Annotated in this window: 17 protein-coding genes; 6 read left to right on the forward strand and 11 right to left on the reverse strand. The window is 39.3% G+C overall.

All coding sequences use genetic code 11. The annotated features are described in order from the left end of the window. Positions 1–54: 54 nt before the first annotated feature. From KI363_RS17965 to KI363_RS17975, 3 genes are all read right to left on the reverse strand, one after another. A complete protein-coding gene (locus KI363_RS17965) occupies positions 55–744 on the reverse strand; it encodes a Crp/Fnr family transcriptional regulator (RefSeq protein ID WP_246516941.1) in 690 nt (229 codons plus the stop codon). Then, positions 731–2626, reverse strand: a complete 1896-nt coding sequence (locus tag KI363_RS17970; RefSeq protein WP_212967196.1) for a heavy metal translocating P-type ATPase — start codon at positions 2624–2626, stop codon at positions 731–733. Before KI363_RS17970 ends, KI363_RS17965 begins: the two co-directional genes overlap by 14 nt. Before the next feature lie 86 nt (positions 2627–2712). After that, positions 2713–2931, reverse strand: coding sequence for a heavy-metal-associated domain-containing protein (locus KI363_RS17975; RefSeq protein WP_212967197.1), 219 nt, complete (start codon positions 2929–2931; stop codon positions 2713–2715). Positions 2932–3288: 357 nt separating this feature from the next. On the opposite strand from KI363_RS17975, the gene ltaS reads away from it, so the two are divergent. After that, positions 3289–5214 (forward strand): lipoteichoic acid synthase, encoded by a 1926-nt coding sequence (gene ltaS, locus KI363_RS17980; RefSeq protein ID WP_246516942.1) that lies wholly within the window; start codon positions 3289–3291, stop codon positions 5212–5214. 78 nt (positions 5215–5292) lie between these two features. Here the strand turns inward: ltaS and KI363_RS17985 are convergent, their stop codons facing one another. The 5 genes from KI363_RS17985 to KI363_RS18005 form a co-directional block, all read right to left on the reverse strand. Then, entirely contained in the window at positions 5293–6708 is a 1416-nt protein-coding gene (locus KI363_RS17985) for a glycoside hydrolase family 18 protein (protein WP_158321226.1), read from the reverse strand. Between the two features lie 164 nt (positions 6709–6872). Beyond that, positions 6873–7628: a LamB/YcsF family protein gene (locus KI363_RS17990; protein ID WP_212967198.1), complete on the reverse strand. Its 756-nt coding sequence runs from the start codon at positions 7626–7628 to the stop codon at positions 6873–6875. A 16-nt stretch (positions 7629–7644) separates the two neighbouring features. Next, entirely contained in the window at positions 7645–8613 is a 969-nt protein-coding gene (locus tag KI363_RS17995) for a 5-oxoprolinase subunit C family protein (RefSeq protein ID WP_212967199.1), read from the reverse strand. After that, positions 8598–9293 carry a 5-oxoprolinase subunit PxpB gene (gene pxpB, locus KI363_RS18000; protein ID WP_246516943.1) on the reverse strand — a complete coding sequence of 232 codons (696 nt, stop codon included), beginning with the start codon at positions 9291–9293 and terminating at the stop codon, positions 8598–8600. The genes KI363_RS17995 and pxpB overlap by 16 nt, the downstream gene beginning before the upstream one ends. Before the next feature lie 166 nt (positions 9294–9459). Further along, on the reverse strand, positions 9460–10308 hold the full coding sequence (locus KI363_RS18005; protein ID WP_158321223.1) for an undecaprenyl-diphosphate phosphatase: 849 nt from the start codon (positions 10306–10308) through the stop codon (positions 9460–9462). 214 nt (positions 10309–10522) lie between these two features. Here KI363_RS18005 and KI363_RS18010 point away from each other — a divergent pair, with 214 nt between their 5' ends. From KI363_RS18010 to KI363_RS18025, 4 genes are all read left to right on the forward strand, one after another. Then, positions 10523–11848: a hemolysin family protein gene (locus KI363_RS18010; RefSeq protein WP_158321222.1), complete on the forward strand. Its 1326-nt coding sequence runs from the start codon at positions 10523–10525 to the stop codon at positions 11846–11848. Positions 11849–12245: 397 nt separating this feature from the next. After that, positions 12246–14285, forward strand: a complete 2040-nt coding sequence (gene pbp4, locus KI363_RS18015; protein ID WP_158321221.1) for a penicillin-binding protein PBP4(5) — start codon at positions 12246–12248, stop codon at positions 14283–14285. Positions 14286–14361: 76 nt separating this feature from the next. Continuing rightward, complete coding sequence (locus KI363_RS18020) at positions 14362–14751, forward strand: BlaI/MecI/CopY family transcriptional regulator (RefSeq protein ID WP_158321220.1); 390 nt, start codon at positions 14362–14364, stop codon at positions 14749–14751. Next, positions 14751–16547, forward strand: coding sequence for a BlaR1 family beta-lactam sensor/signal transducer (locus KI363_RS18025; protein WP_212967200.1), 1797 nt, complete (start codon positions 14751–14753; stop codon positions 16545–16547). Before KI363_RS18020 ends, KI363_RS18025 begins: the two co-directional genes overlap by 1 nt. Before the next feature lie 100 nt (positions 16548–16647). Here KI363_RS18025 and KI363_RS18030 read toward each other — a convergent pair whose 3' ends face one another. Genes KI363_RS18030 through KI363_RS18040 form a run of 3 tightly spaced genes read right to left on the reverse strand, consistent with a single transcriptional unit; the run spans position 16648 to position 19852 of the window. Further along, on the reverse strand, positions 16648–18207 hold the full coding sequence (locus KI363_RS18030; RefSeq protein WP_212967201.1) for a glycine betaine uptake BCCT transporter: 1560 nt from the start codon (positions 18205–18207) through the stop codon (positions 16648–16650). A 41-nt stretch (positions 18208–18248) separates the two neighbouring features. Continuing rightward, complete coding sequence (locus KI363_RS18035; protein WP_158321217.1) at positions 18249–18878, reverse strand: nucleotidyltransferase family protein; 630 nt, start codon at positions 18876–18878, stop codon at positions 18249–18251. Further along, positions 18875–19852, reverse strand: coding sequence for an XdhC family protein (locus KI363_RS18040; protein ID WP_212967202.1), 978 nt, complete (start codon positions 19850–19852; stop codon positions 18875–18877). The genes KI363_RS18035 and KI363_RS18040 overlap by 4 nt, the downstream gene beginning before the upstream one ends. Before the next feature lie 306 nt (positions 19853–20158). Between KI363_RS18040 and KI363_RS18045 the strand changes: the two genes are divergently transcribed. Then, positions 20159–20614, forward strand: coding sequence for a hypothetical protein (locus tag KI363_RS18045; protein ID WP_212967203.1), 456 nt, complete (start codon positions 20159–20161; stop codon positions 20612–20614). The last annotated feature ends 77 nt before the right edge of the window (positions 20615–20691 follow it).

The following is a 20691-nucleotide window of genomic DNA, read 5'->3' on the forward strand; positions in this document are numbered from 1 at the left end:
AGGAGAAGTGAGGGGATGAAGATAGAAAGATAGCTGCAAAGAGGCCGCAGCTATCTAAACTTCTTGTAATGCTTGTATATTCTGGAGTTGGATTTTCCTTTGTCCTGTTTGCTCAAGCCAACCCTGTTCTTGAAACTCAGCTAGTTTCCGACTGATCGTTTCAGGAGTTGTCCCAAGATAAGAGGCTAGATCCTTCTTAGCCATTGGGAGGGTGATTGTTTGCTCGTTTTGTCCAGCCGCTAGTTCAAGTAAATAGGCGGCAATTCGTTTCTCTGTACCTTCTGATGTGACACTGCTAAGAAGTTTTTCCGTTTTATCTAAGCGGCGGCCAAATTCTTCAAGAATCTTCAAAGAAATAGCTGGATATTTTAATAAAAAGGCCTGTAATTCTGTCCGTCTCAAAACGCATATTTCTGTGTTTTCCATGGCAACAGCGTAATGATCAAACATCGTTTCCGTAAATAAAGCTAGTTCTCCCATGAAATCACCTGGTTCCAAAATGCGAATCAGTTGTTCCTTCCCTGATTCAGATAAAAGGTAAATTTTCACGCGCCCTCGGTGAACGATGTACAGATGAGCGGGGTGGTCACCTGCCCCATAAATGATTTCGTTGCGAGCGTATTGCGCATGGGTGGTCGCTTTGGCAATTTCAAACATTTCGTTGGGCTGCAAATGGTTGAAAATCGGTACTAGGGAGACGCAAAGTTGCTGCATCTCCTTCGGACGATGTTCACAAGCTTTCAATTTGCATCTGCTCCTTGTTTCTAGATATAGTGTTAACTTTATTTCTATTATAACCTACTAAGCGGATCGCGTTCAGAATGACGATGAGTACACTCAATTCATGGATGAGCATTCCAGAAGCTAAAAAGACTTTTTGGAATAAAACACCGATGAGAAGGAATATGACTGTCCCAACAGCGAAAAAAGTATTTTGCTTCATATTACGAACAGTCGCCTTCGCTAAAGAATAGGCATGAGCGAATTGAGCTAATTTATCGGCCATCAATACAATATCCGCTGTTTCCATCGACACATCTGTCCCTGTTCCACCCATCGCCAGCCCAATATCTGCTGTTGCAATGGCAGGTGCATCATTAATACCGTCCCCGGCCATAGCAACCTGCAAACCCTTTTCTTTCAATTCGCGAATGATGGCTACTTTTTCTTCAGGAAGTAATTCCGCCATTGCATGATCGATCCCTAGTTTAGTCGCTACCTGTTCTGCTGTATGACGGTTATCGCCAGTAAGCATATAGACTTGCTTGATTCCGGCTCCTTTTAACTTCTTAATGGTCTCTTTCGCATCAGCGCGGATTTTGTCTGCGATCGAGATAATGCCTGCCAATTTTCCGTCAATCGCTACAAGAATCGCTGTGTTGCCCTGTTTTTCCATTTTCAAAGCGTAAGACTCCATAGGACCTTTAATCGAAATTCCCTTTTCCTTCATTAATTTGCGATTCCCAACCACAAGCTGCCGACCAGAGATCAGAGCTTGGATGCCATTTCCTTTGATAATTTCTGCCTGATCTGGTTTGTTTATCAGAGGGAGATTTCTTTGTTTAGCTTCTTGGACGATGGTTTGGCCGAGGTGATGCTCAGAAATCGTTTCGGCTTCTGCGACCATTTGTAACAGTTTCTCTTCATTCATCGCAAATGCTTTAATATCTATCACTGTCGGTTGTCCTTGTGTCAAGGTTCCGGTTTTATCGAAAACAACTGTATTTATTTTGGCCAATTTCTCTATTGTTTCTCCACCCTTAATCAGCACTCCATTTTTTGCTCCATTGCCAATACCTGCTACAATCGAAACAGGTGCAGAAATGACGAGGGCTCCGGGGCAAGCGATAACGAGAAAAGTTAAGGTGAATTCAATATTTCGGGTGAAAATAAATACAAGAATCGATAATAACACAATTGCAGGGGTATAAATATTGGCAAATCTTTCGAGAAATTTTTCTGTTCTTGTTTTGGATTCTTGCGCTTCTTCTACAAGTTCGATAATCTTCGCAAAGGTTGTATCATCTCCAACCTTTTCCGCAATGACCTCTATATATCCATGATCTAGGATCGTCCCACTAAAAACAGTGTCATCGGTTTCTTTATGGACTGGAGTTGATTCTCCTGTAATGGCAGCCTCGTTGATGAATGCTGTACCAGAAACAACAATCCCGTCTACGGCCACTTTTTCACCAGATTGGATCAAAACATGATTCCCTTCTTTGACTTCATCTATTGGAAGAACTACTTTTTCTTCATTTTGCAGAACAGTTGCCACTTGAGGGGACAGGTCGATTAAGCTTTTTAAAGAACTTCTTGTCTTTTCTAATGTTTTCGCTTCAAGATAGGCGCCAAATAAAAATAGGAAAGAGACAATAGCTGATTCTACATATTCACCAATGAAGAGGGCACCGATAATCGCGATGGATACAAGTAATTCAATACTAAAAGCTTTCATTCTTAATGATTGGATCGCCTTCCTAATAATCGGAATGCCTGCAATGATGGTGGCGATGATTAAAAGCATACTTTGAAGCTGGGAAAAACCAATAAGGTGGGAAATGAAGGCGAATAAAAGTAATGAACCAGTGACACTCGCTATTAGAGCTTTTGTTTTACTTGTCATTTTGAAACGCTCCTTTCGTATCATTTACGAGCGGGTGGAATAGCTTGAGCTTATCCACCCTGCTCGTTGTGAACATTTTTTCCTACTCACACTTTAGTTTTTAAAACAGGATAGCCAAGTTTTGTGATTGTTTCCTCAAGTTGTTCGGCCGTTGTGATTGCCTCATCGAATGTTGCTTTCACTTTACTTGAATGGAAAAGGACGTTTGCTTCTTTTACCCCCGCTTGTTTGTTTAAAGCTGTTTCGATTTTTTTGATGCAAGATGGACAAGAAAGAGTTTCTAATTGGAATTTGACAGTGGTCATCTCGACCGCCTCCTTTATTGTTTGTACTCTAATCATAAAGGGAAGAGGAGGATGGCTCCTTGACGTGCATCAAGAATGGGGTATAAATTAATTAAGAAAATAAGGAAACGTTTGTCACTTTGTGCTGAAAAATTTTTATAGTATGTCCATAATGTGGCTATGATGCCCTTTTAACAAAAATTGACAGATTGGAATTGAAATAGAAGGTTGGACATTTTTATAAAAAGAGTTATAATATCGTAGTCACTTTTTTTAGATAGAAAGATGCCTAGTCTTTATTGATTTTGGGTTTAAATTTAAACAATAAGTGGCACATAACCTGCACTTTTGTTTATTAGAAAGAGAGGAGCGTTTAAGTTGAATCGGCTTAAAAAATTCTCATTCAACATTCATAGTAAAAGTGTACAATTTTTTCTGATTGCGATTGTTCTATTTTGGATAAAAACATATGTGACGTATAGAATGGAATTTAATTTGGGAATTGATAATTCTGTTCAAAAGTTTTTATTATTTATCAACCCACTTAGTTCAGCTTTTTTATTTTCCGGAGCAGCCTTATTGTTTAAGAAACATTGGGGATCCGCTTTAATCGCGATCCAATTTGTCTTATCGTTTTGGCTTTACGCAAATGTCGTCTATTATCGTTTTTTTGATGACTTTATTACGTGGCCAACCATTTTACAATTAAAGGTAAATGGGGGACAAACTGAGAGTGCCTTATCTTTGATGAAGCCGTTAGATGTCCTTTACTTTACGGATACGATTATTTTAGTTTTATTGTTAGCATTTAAAGTCTTTCAATTAAAAGCCGTACCAACAAGGAAATTAGCGATTATCCCGATGGTGGTGGCAGTGGGGATCTTCTTGTTTAATTTATCTTTAGCGGAGGCTGATCGGCCTGAACTACTTACAAGATCGTTTGACCGAAATTACTTAGTCAAGTATTTGGGTACCTATAATTTTACGATCTATGATGGTATTCAAACGGCAAGATCTTCCATGCAGCGCACCCTTGCTAATAGTGATGATGTAACAGAAATCGAAAATAATCTAAAGGCTAACTTTGCGAAACCTAACCCAGAATATTTTGGAAAGGCGGAAGGGATGAATGTGATGTATGTATCCCTAGAGTCTTTACAGACATTTCTCATTGATTACGAATTAGATGGTCAGGAGGTTACACCATTCTTAAATTCGTTAGCCCATGATGGGGAAACCTTTTATTTTGATAATTTCTTTCATCAAACAGGACAAGGGAAAACCTCTGACGCAGAATTCATGATGGAAACATCGTTATTCCCGTTATCACAAGGGTCCGTGTTTATTAATAAAGCGCAAAACACGTATCATGCGGCACCTGCGATATTAAAATCAAGAGGTTATACATCTGCAGCACTCCATGGAAACTATAAAACTTTCTGGAATCGGAATGAGATTTATAAGGCATTCGGATATGATCACTTTTTCGATGCCACATATTATAATATGACACCAGAAAATGTGAAAAACTATGGATTGAAGGATAAACCATTCTTAGAGGAATCAATGCCGTTATTGGAATCTTTGCCACAACCGTTTTATTCAAAACTAATATTGCTTTCGAACCATTTCCCATTTGCGATGGATGAAGGAGACACTGATTTTCCAGCAGGGGATTTTGGCGACAAAGTGGTGAATCAGTATTTCCAATCGGCGAATTACATGGACCAAGCTCTGGAAGAGTTCTTTAATAACTTAAAAGAAGCTGGTTTGTATGATAATACGATTATTGTCATGTATGGCGACCATTATGGTATTTCCGAAAATCATAATGACGCAATGGAGAAAGTAATGGGAGAAGAAATTACCCCATTTAAAAATGCTCAATTACAGAGGGTGCCACTTTTCATTCACGTACCTGGCGTGAAGGGTGGAGTCGTTCATAAATATAGCGGTGAAGTTGATGTTCAACCAACCATTCTTCATTTATTAGGTGTTGATACGCGCAATTACCTAAATGTAGGGAACGATATTTTATCACCTGAATTTAAGGAAATTGCTCCTTTCCGTAACGGGGACTTTGTCACACCTGAAGTGACACAGGTAAATGGCGTTTGTTACTCGAATGAAACAGGTGAGCCAATAGAAGATGATCAATGCACGGCAGATGATCAAATTGCAAAAGAAAAATTAGAGATTTCGGATCGAATTGTCACGAAGGATTTACTCCGTTTTTATCAGCCGGAAGGCTATGAGCCAATCAATCCTAATGATTACCAATATACGAATGGAACAAAAAATTAAAGAAAAGCTCCTTCTCATTTCCGCATGAGAAGGAGCTTTTTCGATTTATTTTATGATGGTTTAGCTTGGTCCAATCGACTAACGTTTTCGAATCGTAAAGTTATCCCCGAGGAGCAGCCAGTTTTGCGGAAACGGATATCCGAGCACCCAATAGCTAATGCCCCGTAAGTTGTATTGTTTTACTAAATCGAATTTCGCTTGGGCACTACGTGCATCTTCAAACCAGACTTCATGCTCTCTTCCTTGCCCATCTGTATAACGGAAAAAGGGGGATTGGGTGACAGTGTCATATTGGATTGCGACTTTATATTTTAAAGCACGTCTAATGGCTTCTTGCATATCAAAGGTCTCGGCTTCTTGTCCTTGTTGATGAGGCAATAGCCAGTCACGGGCATATAACTGGAACCCCATGAAAATTTTACTCCTTGGAATAACAGTGACAGCATAATCGATGACCTTTTTCATTTGATTGATGGGTGAAATCGCTTGTGGCGGTCCAAAGCGATACCCCCACTCATAGGTCATTAAAATGATAAAATCAACAATTCTTCCCTGTGCTTCATAATCATGCGCCTCATACAAAAGACCTTTCTGCTCGGAGCTTGTTTTGGGAGCGACTGCCGTCGAGACAAAAAAACCACGTGGATGGAGTCGATCGACCGCTTTTTGTAAAAAGCGATTATACGCTTCTCGATCGCTTTGCCGCACATTCTCAAAATCGACGTTCAACCCCCTGTATCCTTTTTCCTCCATCACACGCAGAATGTTGTCCAATAATTTGTCCTGAATTTGTGGACTGGAAAGGACTTGATGGGCTAGCTCTGTTCCAGTCTCTGTAGAGGAAAAATTAGTGATAGCCATCATGGGAACGACATGATGTTCATTTGCCACCTGAATCGCGAGTTCATCATTTAGAGAAGTTAACGTGCCATCCTCCTTTATGGAATAAACAAAAGGAGAGATATAGGATAAATATTGGGCCACCTCCTGAACATCTTGGGCTGCCGTTTCCCCAGTATTAATCGTATAGGCATTCACCTCAATGACTGGTTTGGGGAAAGGAATGATCAATACTGTACCTGGAATTAATCGGTTTGGCTGCTGAATAGGATTCATTTGGATTAGGGCTTGTACCTCTACTTGATATTGCTGAGCAATCTGCCCGAGGGTTTCTCCAGCTTGAACAACATGGGTACGCGGCGGTATGACAAGAATAGTCCCTATACTGAGCGAAGAGGGTTGACTGCTCACAGTTGGATTAGCTTGAAGAATCGCATTTAATTGAATGCCATACCTCTGTGAAATTCCCCACAGCGTTTCTCCCCCGCGCACTGTATGATGAATAGCCGCAATGGGAATCACCAGGGATTGGCCTACTAAAAGCTGATTCGGATCAGGCAATTCATTTGCCGTTGCAATGAGCTGACTTTGACTCCCATATTGATTCGCAATCCTGCTTAACGTCTCTCCTTTTCTCACTACATGAATAATCATAAAACCACTCCTAATAAGATCATATGATTATTCTATGCAGGCGTTGGTAAGGGAAGTACAGCTTGTTTTTTCAAACTACTACCTGTGCAGGTTGAAAGCGAGTACCGTCTTCGTATCGCGAAGGTTTTCTTTGAGGAGATGGCGTACCACTTTTCTTACGCTACTTATGCTCTAGCAATCCTAATGCCTTCCGAAACAAACCTCTTATTCAACTCGCATGCAAAGCGGAGAGCAGATGGGCTATCCCCATGTAGACAGATTGTATCCGCCTGGACAGAAAGGTCGATTCCCTCAATGGATCGCACCTTGTGTTCTTTGATCATGCGGATCGCTTGGTTTGCAGCTTGTTCTACATGATGGATGAGTGCGTTTGGTCGATCCCTCGGTGTCAATGTTCCATCCCTTTGATAGGTTCGGTCGGCGAACACTTCACTCGCTGTTTGTAACCCTATTTTTTCACCAGCTTTGATTAATTCACTACCGGCCAGACCAAATAAAATTAACCCAGATTGAAAACAATAGATAGCTTCTGCAATGGCTTCCGATAATTTCGGATCAGTGGCGGCCATATTATAAAGGGCGCCATGTGGCTTCACATGGCGAAGTTTTCCCCCATTGGCAACAACAAATGCGTGCAGGGCGCCGATTTGGTAAAGAACGATTTCAAAAACCTCTTGCGGTGAAACGGCCATTGTCCTTCTGCCGAATCCTTGTAGATCGGGGAGACCGGGATGGGCCCCAATGGCTACGTTATTTTCCAGTGCTAATTGAACCGTTTTGTTCATCGTGCTAAAATCGCCTGCATGAAAGCCGCATGCGATATTAGCGGATGAGATATAGGGCATTATTTTTTCATCCAATCCTGCTTGGTAGATACCAAAACCTTCTCCGATATCACAGTTTAGATCAATCTGTTGCATATAAGAACCTCCTAAATCAAAACATCTCATGCCATTTAAAACGGCAAGCGATTTTTATTTTTTCTAAATCCCGGCGTTGTTTACGTATTTTCTGATATGCTTCTTGTAATGAAACTTCTTGAAAGTGGAGCTTCTGACCTGGGCGCATTTGGCTTAAACGCGGAAGATCACTTCGTATCACTTCACCTATTTTCGGATATCCACCCGTCGGTTGGCGATCGGCCATTAAAATAATCGGTTGCCCACTTGGGGGGATTTGAATGCTACCAAATGTTGTTCCTTCCGTTATTAACTCCCGCGGCTCTCCCTGTTGTAAACCAGACCCGGATAATCGATATCCCATTCGATCTGAATCAGGTTCGATTGTAAAAGGACTAGATTCAAAGGCTTGTAATGATTCCTTTGTAAACCAATGATATTGTCGTCCTCTTATAAAATGAATGGGTGAGACCTTTCTATCGATATAGTGATTTTTTATATGATATGGGAATTTTCGATTGTGTGATAAGGGAGTCTCTCCACTTTTGGTTGGAAGAATATCGCCCTCTTTTAAGGCTCTCCCACCCATTCCTCCCATTTTAGCCTTTACATCAGTGCTATAGCTATCTAAAACTTTTTCGATAAAAAAGCCACCTTTTACAGCTAGATACGTTCTGATTCCATCCCTTGCATAACCAAATGTTAAAACATCGCCTTTCCGAACGAAAACGGGCTTGCCTTGTGCGATTTTCTTTCCATTTCGCCTTGCCACCATATCGGCGCCAAAAATAGCGAGAAATAGGTCTTCCTGAATTTCCAGTGTTGGCCCATGGACGGTCATTTCTAAAACAGCCTCATTTTCATGATTATTAAGCAAGATATTCACGATTTTAGCAGCCCATGGATCCATTGCTCCACAAACCGAAATCCCAAGACTTTGCCAACCATGTCTGCCGAGATCCTGAATCGTGGTTTGCATCCCCGCTTTCATCACGCGAATAGACATGCTCTCCCCTCCAAATCTTGAAATTCTTCCTTACTGATGGCGATAAAACGAATATGATCACCTGGTTGGAGGAGGGTGGGGGGATGCTGATTCTGATCAAAAAGCCGATAAGGCGTTCTGCCAATAATTTGCCAGCCACCTGGGGAAGATAAGGGATAGATCCCCGTTTGCTTACCTGCAATGCCAACAGATCCAGCGGGAATCTTTGGTCGTGGAGAAGAACGCCTAGGCACTGCTATTCTTGAATCCATGCCACCAAGAAATGGAAATCCCGGTGTAAAGCCTAAGAAATAGACCGGGTAATCTTGGCTTGTATGAATTTGAATGACATCTTGGATAGAGAGCCCATTAGAATCTGCCACAAATTGTAAATCTAGCGCATAAGGCTCTTCATAGCAAACAGGAATTTCCTTTACCTGCATTTTTTCCAATGATGAAGTAAAGGGAGGACCAAGTTGTAAGATCGACTTTTTTATTCTTTCATATAGGGCGGTTTCTGGATTATAAAAAATGGTTAGTGTAGTATAGGCAGGAACCGCTTCAATTACTCCGGGGATGACTGCTTCTTCAATCGCCTTCTTCCATCCTAGGATCCTATGATTTGTTTCTAGGTTTATTTCACTTCCGAAATCCATCATTAATGCCGCCTCACCTAGTGGAAAAAAATTTATTTGCTTCACACCTTTTCACCGCCTGTTCAAAGAATCTGTTTCCTTTACTATATCAAAGTTGAGAAATTTTTCATGAAAAATAAGGTTAGGTACTGGTAATAGATTTTAACCAAAAAATAAACCAAGTCCACTCAGACTTGGTTAAAAACGTCATTCCGTTAAAGTTTGGGCATTCCTAGGCCATTGAAAAATAAATAATGGCTAAAATAACAGCAAGAATAATCCGATAAATAGCAAATGGGCGTAATTTTACCCGACTAATAAGGGCAAGGAAAAAACGGATGGAGACCCAGGCAAAGACAAAAGCACTGATGAATCCTACTATAAAAAATGGAATGACGTCCATTGTCATCACATCCCATTTTTTAAAAAGAGAAACGGCGCTAGCACCGAACATGATCGGAACTGCCATGATAAAGGTGAAATCCGCGGCGGCACGATGGTTCAAACCCATTAGGACACCACCTGAAATGGTGGCCCCAGATCGTGAGAATCCTGGCCATAAGGAAATACATTGAAATAGCCCAATTAGAAAGGCTTGACGATACGTAATTTCATCAAGAGCAGCCCCTTGAAAATCTCGATGTTTCTTGGATTTCCAATCGGCTACTAACATGAGAATCGCACCCGCTATTAAGGCCAATAACACGGGGACGGTCCGAAATAAATAATTATCAATGATATCTTCAAAAGCAAACCCTAAGACGGCGGCGGGAATAAGGCCGACAATCACGTGGGAAAGCTTTAAACGAGAATGAGGGGGAGGGCTGCTTGTCCTGCCGATATTTATCCCAACCAAACTCCAAAGTCGTGACCAAAAGACAATCACAACAGCCATAATGGAACCTAATTGAATCACAACTTTAAATGTATTGGCTACTTCCGTTGATCCTAATAATTTAGCTGATTTAAAGAGCATATCATCGACAATAATCATGTGGCCTGTTGATGAAACAGGCGCAAATTCTGTCATTCCTTCTACAAATCCTAGAATAAGTGCTACAATCCAATCACGCATATCCATAGGGTAACTCCTCTCATTCATAAATCTTATGCTCAACGACTTTTCTAGCTAATGTAACTTGTCTTTTATTCATTTTACACAGTCCACAGGTAAAAAAGAACATATTTATCAATAATTAATAATATACATACACTACTTTTTCATAGTATAATATAGCTTAATACCATTTTAAAAAAATAGGAGGTGGACCACCTTTCTCTGAAAGGTGAACCATTTGGACGTTGCCAGTTTACTTTTAATTGCTTTATTAATTGCTTTAACTGCTTTTTTTGTTGCTACGGAATTTGCGATTGTTAAAATTAGAAGTTCTCGGATTGACCAGCTAGTAGAAGAAGGGAAGCCAGGGGCAAAAGCTGCCAAGCATGTGATCACTCACATGGATGAATACTTATCTGCCTGTCAATTAGGAATTACTGTTACAGCTCTTGGAATTGGTTGGTTGGGTGAGCCAGCCGTCAAAAGTTTACTTGATCCAGTTCTTAATAAGCTGCAAATTAATTCATCTGTTTCGACCATTATTTCGGTTGCGGTTTCGTTTTTATTTATTACGTATCTCCATGTCGTAGTCGGGGAGCTTGCACCAAAAACAATGGCCATTCAAAAGGCAGAAAATATTACCTTACTTGCTGCTAAACCGATTATCTGGTTTTACAAATTGATGTTTCCGTTTATTTGGTTACTGAATGGTTCTGCTCGTCTTATTATTAAAGCGTTTGGTATGCAACCAGTGATGGAGCATGAAACTTCCCATTCTGAAGAAGAGTTAAGTATTATCTTGTCAGAAAGTTATAAAAGTGGGGAGATTAATCAATCAGAATTGCTGTACGTCAATAATATTTTTAAGTTTGATGACCGCAGTGCGAAAGAAATCATGGTTCCTAGAACAGAGATGGTATCTCTTTCTACCGATAATAGTTTCCAAGACTGGATGGACATCATAAAAGCAGAGAAGCTGACACGTTATCCTATTTATGATGGGGACAAAGACAATATTATAGGGATCATTAATGTAAAAGATATTTTGATGGCCCAAATTAGCCATACAAAACCTCTTCCTGAGTTGGAATTGACTTCTTTTATTAAACCGGTGATTCTGATCATCGAAACGATATCTATTCAGGAATTATTCTTGAAAATGCAACAAGAACGTATTCACATGGCTGTGTTGATGGATGAATATGGAGGTACGTCGGGACTTGTTACCATTGAGGATATTATCGAGGAAATCGTGGGAGAAATCCGCGATGAGTTTGATACAGATGAGAAAGAAGAAATTACAAAACTTTCAGATGACCAATACTTATTTAGTGGTAAAGTCTTAGTAAATGAAGTAAATGATTTATTAGGGATTTCCTTATCTGATGAAGAGGTAGATACGCTTGGTGGCTGGATTTTATCACAGAATAGTGATGTGAAAATAGGTGATACCTTTTCACATGATCATTTCTCCTTCACTGTAAAAGAAATGGATGGGCACCAAGTTCGTTATATTGCCGCGAAAAGGGAAGAAGTCCTTTTGCAAATGGTTGAAAATGAATAATGGAATGAAGAATAGCATGCTACATAGCCAATAGCATGCTTTTTTTATGGTGACCAACCGATATATTTTGAATGCTGTTTGCCGATTTGTTAGTATCTTTGTGGATAAGTCTGTGGATAGTATAAATTATAAAAGTAAAAAAGGGTTTAAAGACATAGATTTATAAAAATGTGTATAAGTATTAGTGAATCTGTGGATATTGTGGATATTATCTGGGGATAGGATGTTTAAAATAAAAAAGGGAACCAGTAATAAAAAGATGGATTCTTGTATGAATATTTTTAGTTGGATCCTTTCTTGAAGCGTGCTATAATAAGTGAAATACTACGAATGTAGTTTACCCATAAATACTACATATGTAGTATTTAATCAAACAGTTAAAGGATGAAATGAATATATGACAAGTAGAATGAAGAAAAGAAGGCGAAAAGTCATTCTATATTTGGTGATGTTTTTTATAATAATAGGGATCGGGGGATTTGGCCTCTTACAATTCATACAGGCAGATGATCGTGATCAAGTTCAAGAAGTAGCAAAACATTTTCTTCAGGTTTTAGAGGATAAAGAATATGCGGATTTGAATGATTTGCTTGATGAAGATTCATACACGACACTTGGTTATACAATAGACGAAGTAACAGATAAATATGATCATATTTTTAATGGCATTCCCATACAAAACATCCGTGCCTCTAAGATGACCATAGAAAAAGTAGATGATGATGAGCAAACTTTTTCATTTCAGCTAAGCTTTACAACCCCTTTAGGAAAGATAGATAATTTGGAGTTTCAGACAAAGATTGTGAAAAGGGATCAGGACTATTTTATTAAATGGGATCCTTCGCTCATTTTTCCAGGAATGGAAGGAAAGGATAAAGTGGCGTTTCGCACATATCCAGCAGAGCGTGGTGAAATTATGGACCAGCTTGGTAATAAATTGGCAGCAAATGAGGATTTTTATTGGGTTGGGATTGTTCCGGAGGACCTAGCTCGGGGAAAGGAAAAAGAAAAGAGGCTTCAAAAAATAAGTAAACAATTTGATATTTCGATAGATGGGTTGCATGAAACATTACAACAAAGTTGGATAAAAGAAGATTTATTCGTTCCTCTTAAAATCATTGAACCTGATCAAGTAAAAGAATTACCAGGGGTTGCTTATCAAGATGCTAAAGTTCGCTACTATCCATTAAAAGAGGCTGCGGCCAATTTAATCGGTTATGTTGGAAAAGTCACAAAGGAAGATTTAGAAAAAAATCCGCAATTATCTGAAGTAGATATGGTTGGGAAAATGGGATTAGAAAGAGCCTTTGATAAGGAGTTACGGGGCAAAGGTGGTGGTGAACTCTTTATTGCCAATGAGCATGGAGAGAAAAAGCAAGAAATCCAAAAAGTGGAGAAGGTGAATGGAGAAAATATCCAATTAACAATTGATGCTTATATTCAGAAGGAAGCCTTTGAACATTTAAAGGGAAATGCGGGGTCAACAGTCGTAATGAATCCAAAAAATGGTGGTCTCTATGCTTTGGTTAGCTCCCCATCATTTGATCCTAATAAAATGGTTCAAGGGATATCTCAGGATGATTATAATGATTATGCGAATGATGAGGATAAGCCATTTGTCTCTAGGTTTGCGGTCGGTTATGCGCCCGGATCAACATTTAAGACGATCACTGCTGGCATAGGTCTTGATGCGAATGTGACACGTCCAGATAAGGTGAGAGAAATAGACGGTTTAAATTGGCAGAAGGATGAAAGTTGGGGAGGCTATTCTGTGACCCGTGTTTCTGATGTGAAAAAGGTGGATATGAGACAGGCTTTAATTTACTCAGATAATATTTATTTTGCGCAAGAAGCTTTAGAAATGGGAGAGAAGACGTTTAGGAATGGCTTGAAGCCATTTATCTTTGGGGAGGAATTAGATTTACCAATCGCCATGAATCCCGCGCAAATTTCGAATCAAGCTCAATTCGATTCAGAAATCTTACTAGCGGATACGGCATATGGACAAGGGGAATTATTAATGAATCCTATTCAGCAGGCGACGATGTACTCTGTTTTTCAGAACGATGGCGATATTGTTTATCCGCGATTATTAAAAGACCAAAAAGAAAGAAAAACGAAATCAGCATTCACAAGTTCAACAGCAAATGAAATAAAAGCAAGTTTGGTTAAGGTAGTTCGTGATCCAAATGGAACGGCCCATTCTTTATACAATTCACAGCATCATTTAGCTGCCAAGACCGGAACAGCGGAGTTAAAAATGAAACAAGGCGAACAGGGGAATGAAAACAGCTTTTTACTTGCTTTTGATACAGACGATGACGATTTCTTGGTTGTTTCACTTGTGGAAAATTATACAGCGGGGAATTCTGCAACCCAATTAAATCAAACATTTATGGAAAAGTTATATTCCTATTTTCAAAAATGGGGGGAATGAACAAATACTCGATTTGACCGTCTACTTATTTATTTTATATAATAAATACTACAAATGTAAGAGTAGGGGGAGCATAATGAGAGAGATTCCGCAAATATCGGAAGCAGAATATGAAGTGATGAAAATTGTATGGGAATATGAGCCAATTTCAACTCCTGAGGTTGTTGAGAAGGTCATGGAAATAATTGATTGGAAACCGAATACGATTCAAACAATGCTTACCCGTCTGGTAAAGAAAAAGGCTTTGCAAACGAGAAAAGATGGCAGAGTATTTGTCTACACATCATTAGTTCAACAGCATGAATATGTTGAACAAAAAAGTAAATTATTTCTTAAACAGTTCTTTAATGGTACATTAAATTCCATGGTGTTAAACTTTATTGAAAATGATCAGTTATCAAAGGAAGATATAAATGAACTAAAAGCAATATTATCTGAGAGGGAAATGAAAGAAGGGGGAGAATAATGGATACCTTTATCCAGCGTTTTTTGCTAAGTACACTTCTAGTCACTTTGCTTATTATAACGATTCTTTTGCTCAAAAAGGGATTGGGAAAGCACCTTTCTATTAAAGCACATTACAAAATTTGGTTCTTTCTATCCATCCCCCTGATAACTCCCTTTTTTCCGTGGAATTTTTTCAACCTTGGAGTAATACCAGACTTTTTTAGAGCTTTGCTTGCCCAAAATAAAACTCCCTCTTTCACTAAAGAAAAAGTCAATGGACCCGCAGTCTCCCAAATAGAAAACAGTGATTTGTTACGTGATTTTGCCATATCTGTTAACAGGTCAACACCTGAATTTGTATTCAATGCGGCTATGAGCATTTGGGGGATTGGGGGAATCATATTGATTGGCTGGATCATTTTTTCTAATGTTCAAATTCGACAGATAAAAAAATCAGCCTCGTTTATAAAAGATCAAAAAATAAAGGCGTTGTTACAAGAGTGTAAGGAGATTGTTGGGGTAAAAAGGGACGTATTATTGCAGGAAAGTTCGGTGGTAAACTCTCCTGTAACCCTAGGGCTGGTAAAACCATATATACTATTACCGATAAAGACCCGTGAGGAATTTTCATTAATCGAATTAAAATATGTTTTTTTACATGAACTTAGCCATCAAAAAAGCAAAGATGTGCTTGTTAATTATGGCATGTGGGTCTTGCAAATTATGTATTGGTTTAATCCTTTCGTTTGGTATGCCTTAAAACGTATGAGAATAGACCGTGAATTAGCTTGTGATGTGTCTGTGCTGAATCTCATAGATGAACGTAGATATATTGAATACGGGCAGACAATCATTCACTTTGCGAGTGGAAAAAATGATCGTGTGTATCAACAATTTGCCTCAGGGATGGGTGGGACGAAAAAACAAATAAAACAAAGGATCCTGAACATTGCTAAGTATACTAGAGATTCGCAAGTACTAAAATGGAAAAGCAAAGTAATTTGTATAGCTTTAGGGATTTTTGTATTAAGTATTACTCCCTTTACCTATGTTGCAGCCAGTTCGGATGATGTTTATGAATTTACCGAAAAAAATATTAGCTATGAAGATTTAAGTGACTATTTTAATGGTCACGAAGGTAGTTTTGTTTTATATGATGCCACAAAAAAGCAATATCAAATTTATAATCGAGAAATGAGTCAACAAAGGGTATCCCCCAATAGCACATATAAAATTTACTCAGCCTTATTTGCCTTGGAATCAAAAGTGATATCTGCGGACAGCAATGATCAGGTTTGGGATGGAAAAGTTTCTCCTTATAAAGAATGGAATCAAAATCACAATTTATCTACAGCAATGGGAAGTTCAGTAAATTGGTATTTTCAAAACCTCGATCAGAAAGTTGGTAAAAAACAGCTTCAAGATTATTTTCACAAAATAAAATACGGAAACGAGGATCTTTCTGGGCAGTTAGATAGGTACTGGATGGAATCTACCTTAAAAATTTCTCCGATTGAACAAGTGGAATTACTAGTTGCGTTAGAAGAAAACAACTTTGGTTTTAAAGAAGAAAATATTCAAGCTGTTAAACAAGCCATCTCGATTGAGGAGAAAGAAAAAGGACAATTGTTTGGGAAAACAGGTACTGGTACAATTAACGGCCAAGATGAGAATGGTTGGTTTATTGGTTATGTGGAAGAGGCAGGACATTTCTATTATTTTGCTATTCATATTCAAAAAAATGGAGCAAATGGCAGTAAGGCAGCGGACATTGCCAAGCATATATTAGATGATAAGAACATTTATTGGCATTAAACGATATCCCGCGAAAGGTATTTGATGCCTATTTCGAATCATAACGGAAATTCTCCATTAAAAAACCCGGATTCCAAAAGGAATACCGGGTTTTACGCTTCTATGCCTTATTAGGTGCTTTGTTTTTGTGACTTTCTCGTTTCTTTTCTGGTTTTGGTTCTCTTGGCCTTCGTACAAGTCCCAGCACTTTTTTCTCACGGGCTAACGCCTTATAGAGTGAGAGCATCATCAAGATTATGATGAAGGAAAAAGGTAAAGCAGCTATAATTAGGGCATTTTGTAATGCGTCCAAGCCACCGCTATATAGGAGAATAGAGGCCATGGCTGCTGAAATAATCCCCCATGAAAGCTTGACTGTATTAGGTGGTGTTAGAGATCCGTAAGTTGTTTGCATGCCCAATACAAAGGTTGCAGAGTCTGCCGATGTGATAAAAAAGATCGCAACCAAAGCAATCCCAATAATCGACAAGACGATCGAAAATGGCATCTCATGAAAGACAGCGAATAACACTTCTTCTGTTGCAAATTGCGTTAAATCAACTGCCCCGGCTTGCTGAACATCCATCGCCGTTGCACCGAATACTGCAAACCAAATAAAGCTGACAATGGCTGGAAGCAATAGAACGCCAATGACAAATTCTCGAATAGTACGTCCCTTGGAAACTCTGGCAATAAATATACCAACAAAAGGTGACCAAGAGATCCACCAAGCCCAATAAAAGATTGTCCAATCGTTAATCCATTCTCGATGACCAGGACTCAAAGGAGCAATGCGAAAACTCATCTGAATTAAGTTTTGCAAATAAAGCCCAATCGTATCCGTAAACATATTTAAAATAAATAAACTAGGGCCAATGATAAAGACTAAAATGAGTAATAGTACGGCTAAAACCATATTTATATTGCTCAGATACTTAATTCCTTTACTTATTCCGGACCAAGCTGACATCAGAAATAAGACTGTGACAATCGCAATGATAATAAGCTGGATCGGAAAGGAAATGGGGACATCAAAAAGGTAAGCAAGTCCACCATTGATTTGGGCAGCCCCAAAGCCTAGCGTTGTGGAGACCCCAATCACCGTAGCTACAACAGCGATGATGTCGACCAATACGGCAAGTCTCCCTTTCGCATATTTACCTAATATCGGTTCTAATGTGGCACTGATCAAGCCTGGTCGGTCTTTCCGGAAATTGAAGAAGGCAAGGCTTAATCCAACAAATGCATAGATCGCCCATGCGTGAATCCCCCAATGAAAGAACGTATAACGCATGGATTCCTTTATCGCTTCGTCTGAACCAGGCTCAGCAGTGGCTGGGTTAATGGCAAAATGGGAAATAGGCTCTGCTGCTCCCCAAAAGACTAAACCAATTCCCATGCCGGCACTAAAGAGCATCGCAAACCATGAGGTTCGAGAAAACTCAGGTCGATCATCTTGTTTCCCTAGTCGGATTGTTCCGACAGGACTAAAGCTAAGAAAGATACAAAAGAGGACAATCACCGAAACTAAAATTAAATAATACCAACCAAATCTAGTTGTAATAAAATCTTTCACATTAGAGGTCATGACTTCAAAGCTATCTGGTGCTGCAACTCCAAAAATAACTGCAATAACTAAGATAGCAGCAGATATCCAAAATACATTCGAAATTTTCTTCATGCCGTTTTCCTTTCATTTACAAATTTTTTCATTATTTTACCTTAACAATGATCGTCCCCTTTTTCAAATGACTTGTTCGAATATGACAACAATTTTCGATAATCTTCCTCCGTATCCACATCAAAAAAATACATTTGATTTCCCGAGATTAGCTTTTTCCCTTGTAAGGATTTATCCTTTAACAAAACTTTCGCACCTTTATCTCCTTCTAATGATTCCATTTTAGAAAACATTGTGGAAGAAAATAAAATGGGTGGCATGATCATTCCATTTATAGATGTTGACACATAATCTAATGAGGGCTTATTTTTAAAATCAATGATGAGTTGATCAATGATTTTTGTAAAAATAAGGGGTTGATCTGCAAGCAAAACGATAATGGCATCCATTTTTTCCTCTGCGGCATGCTTTACACCCCATTTTAAGGATTCCGACTGTCCAAGTGATGCTGTTGGACATGGAATAAACGTACATTTTTTATTGGTCAACAAATCTTGATCTACCCAAGTATGATCCCCATTGGAAACGATATATATTTGGGTTAAGGAAGAATGGACAGCTTCTCGTAAAGCCATACTTCCAATCGTTGTAGTGCGGATCGGTAAGGCTAACTTTTTTCTTCCCATTCTTATACTTTTACCAGCCGCCAAATAAACACCGGCTATTTTCATATTATTTTTCCTCGTTGAATGGCAATTAATTCAGCAACAATGCTAATCGCGATTTCTGTAGGTCCTTCTGCCCCGATTGCTAGACCAACAGGGGTATAAAGATGGTTGGGGAGAGGATTGTTCTTCAATAAACGTTTCGTTCTTTTTTTGGAACCCAATATTCCCAAATAGCGTAGTTTTGTATGTTGGAGTTGTTCGAGTAATTGGGCATCTTGTTGAAAATCATGTGTCATAAGGATGATAAAATCCAATTCACCAAAAGTCGTGTAATTCGTAAGATTTGCCAGATTGCCGATCGTTAAAGAATCGGCATCTGGGAAGTAATGTTTTTGCCCATAAGCCTTGCGCCAATCAAAGACATGAACGGAAAACCCAGCTAAAGCCGCTAATTTTGTAAGTGGACGAGCATCTGGACCTGCTCCTAAAATATATAGATGTGGTTTCGGCCAAATCATTTGGTAGTAATAAGGCTGGCCTTTGACCATTTTGATGCCATTTGCATAAGAGAATGGGCGGTTAAACAGCTCATGGAAAATAGAAGGTTGATCAGCTGTATAAAGTTGAAAGTCATTATAATCTAGTAAGGCCTGCACATATAAAACAGGTTTCCGTATTTTTAAAAAAGAGGACATTTTGGTAAAAGCTTGGCGGAAGGAAGAATCAATGTCTCGTAGTAAGACCGTAATTTCCCCATTGCATCCCGCTCCTTTTCCCCATCCAAGATCATCCTCGGAACTTAAGTCATAGACCAGCTTTTTCATTGTTTGAGTCGCGTAAAGAGATTTCGATTGTGCTTGTATATCTTGTTCAAGGCAGCCTCCGCTTAATAAGCCAATGGGAGGTTGATCAGGCATAGATAGCATCCACGCACCTTTTTTACGATAGGAGGATCCTTCCACCTCAATAATTATGGCGAGAGTGGCAGGCTGTTCATTTGTAACAATTTTTTCGATGATATCATGAATAAATTCCATTATGTTCTTACCCTTTCTCAAGTACTCTAAACGAGGATGTTCAAAAAGTCCGGTAAAAATGACACTGTGAATTTCTTCGTTGGCTTGTTTCTGCGCTGCCTCGAACTTTCGACGCACAGGACGTGCTAGTGTCGGCGTTGCTGACAGGACGTCAGCGTAGTCGCCGACGGGTCCTTTTTATCCTCCTTTTTGAATAGGATCTAATCGTCTATTATTCCCTTTTTTAATATCTCCATCCATTTTTTACATATTTCTTGTCTATATGGTTATGCTAGTTTTATTCATTATTGTACGGAGGTTTTGTGCATGGAGAATCAGCCCTTTTCTTTAATAGGGAAGCCAGAGCCAAGAATCGATGCAGTTGAAAAAGCAGCAGGAACGGTCCGCTATGTAGGAGATTTTACGGTACCAGGGATGTTACATGCTAAGTTGGTCACAAGCACAAAGGCTCATGCAAAAATTAAATCGATTGATACGAAATCTGCTTGGGAGACGCCCGGTGTAAGGGCGATTGTGATGGGAGACTCATTTCCTTATCATATTGGGCCCATTCTTGCCGACCGCCCTCCACTTGCATTTGACAAAGTACGATACTACGGAGAACCTGTAGCGATAGTGGTAGCGGATCAAGAATATCAAGCGAAACAAGCAGCACTGAAAGTAAAGGTGGAGTATGAGCCTTTACCGGTGGTGAACTCTGTCCAACAAGCATTTGAACAAAAAAGCGAAGGTGCAGTCCCCTTCAAAATGCGCCGCATTTAGTGGGGGGTTAGCCTTCGCGGTCTTGATTTTTGATATATTCCTTTATTACTGATATCGGTGCTCCCCCTGTTGTAAGC

The sequence above is a fragment of the Lederbergia ruris genome (genome assembly GCF_018332955.1).
In the GTDB taxonomy this organism is placed as follows: Bacteria; Bacillota; Bacilli; order Bacillales; family Bacillaceae_C; genus Lederbergia; species Lederbergia ruris.

Bases quoted from the DNA above. Each gene is read 5' to 3' on its own strand.
- KI363_RS17970 (WP_212967196.1), bottom strand. From the start codon at position 2,626: ATGACAAGTAAAACAAAAGCTCTAATAGCGAGTGTCACTGGTTCATTA.
- KI363_RS17975 (WP_212967197.1), bottom strand. From the start codon at position 2,931: ATGACCACTGTCAAATTCCAATTAGAAACTCTTTCTTGTCCATCTTGC.
- KI363_RS17985 (WP_158321226.1), bottom strand. From the start codon at position 6,708: ATGATTATTCATGTAGTGAGAAAAGGAGAGACGTTAAGCAGGATTGCG.
- KI363_RS17990 (WP_212967198.1), bottom strand. From the start codon at position 7,628: ATGCAACAGATTGATCTAAACTGTGATATCGGAGAAGGTTTTGGTATC.
- KI363_RS17995 (WP_212967199.1), bottom strand. From the start codon at position 8,613: ATGTCTATTCGCGTGATGAAAGCGGGGATGCAAACCACGATTCAGGAT.
- KI363_RS18005 (WP_158321223.1), bottom strand. From the start codon at position 10,308: ATGGATATGCGTGATTGGATTGTAGCACTTATTCTAGGATTTGTAGAA.
- pbp4 (WP_158321221.1), top strand. From the start codon at position 12,246: ATGACAAGTAGAATGAAGAAAAGAAGGCGAAAAGTCATTCTATATTTG.
- KI363_RS18020 (WP_158321220.1), top strand. From the start codon at position 14,362: ATGAGAGAGATTCCGCAAATATCGGAAGCAGAATATGAAGTGATGAAA.
- KI363_RS18025 (WP_212967200.1), top strand. From the start codon at position 14,751: ATGGATACCTTTATCCAGCGTTTTTTGCTAAGTACACTTCTAGTCACT.
- KI363_RS18030 (WP_212967201.1), bottom strand. From the start codon at position 18,207: ATGAAGAAAATTTCGAATGTATTTTGGATATCTGCTGCTATCTTAGTT.
- KI363_RS18035 (WP_158321217.1), bottom strand. From the start codon at position 18,878: ATGAAAATAGCCGGTGTTTATTTGGCGGCTGGTAAAAGTATAAGAATG.
- KI363_RS18040 (WP_212967202.1), bottom strand. From the start codon at position 19,852: ATGGAATTTATTCATGATATCATCGAAAAAATTGTTACAAATGAACAG.
- KI363_RS18045 (WP_212967203.1), top strand. From the start codon at position 20,159: ATGGAGAATCAGCCCTTTTCTTTAATAGGGAAGCCAGAGCCAAGAATC.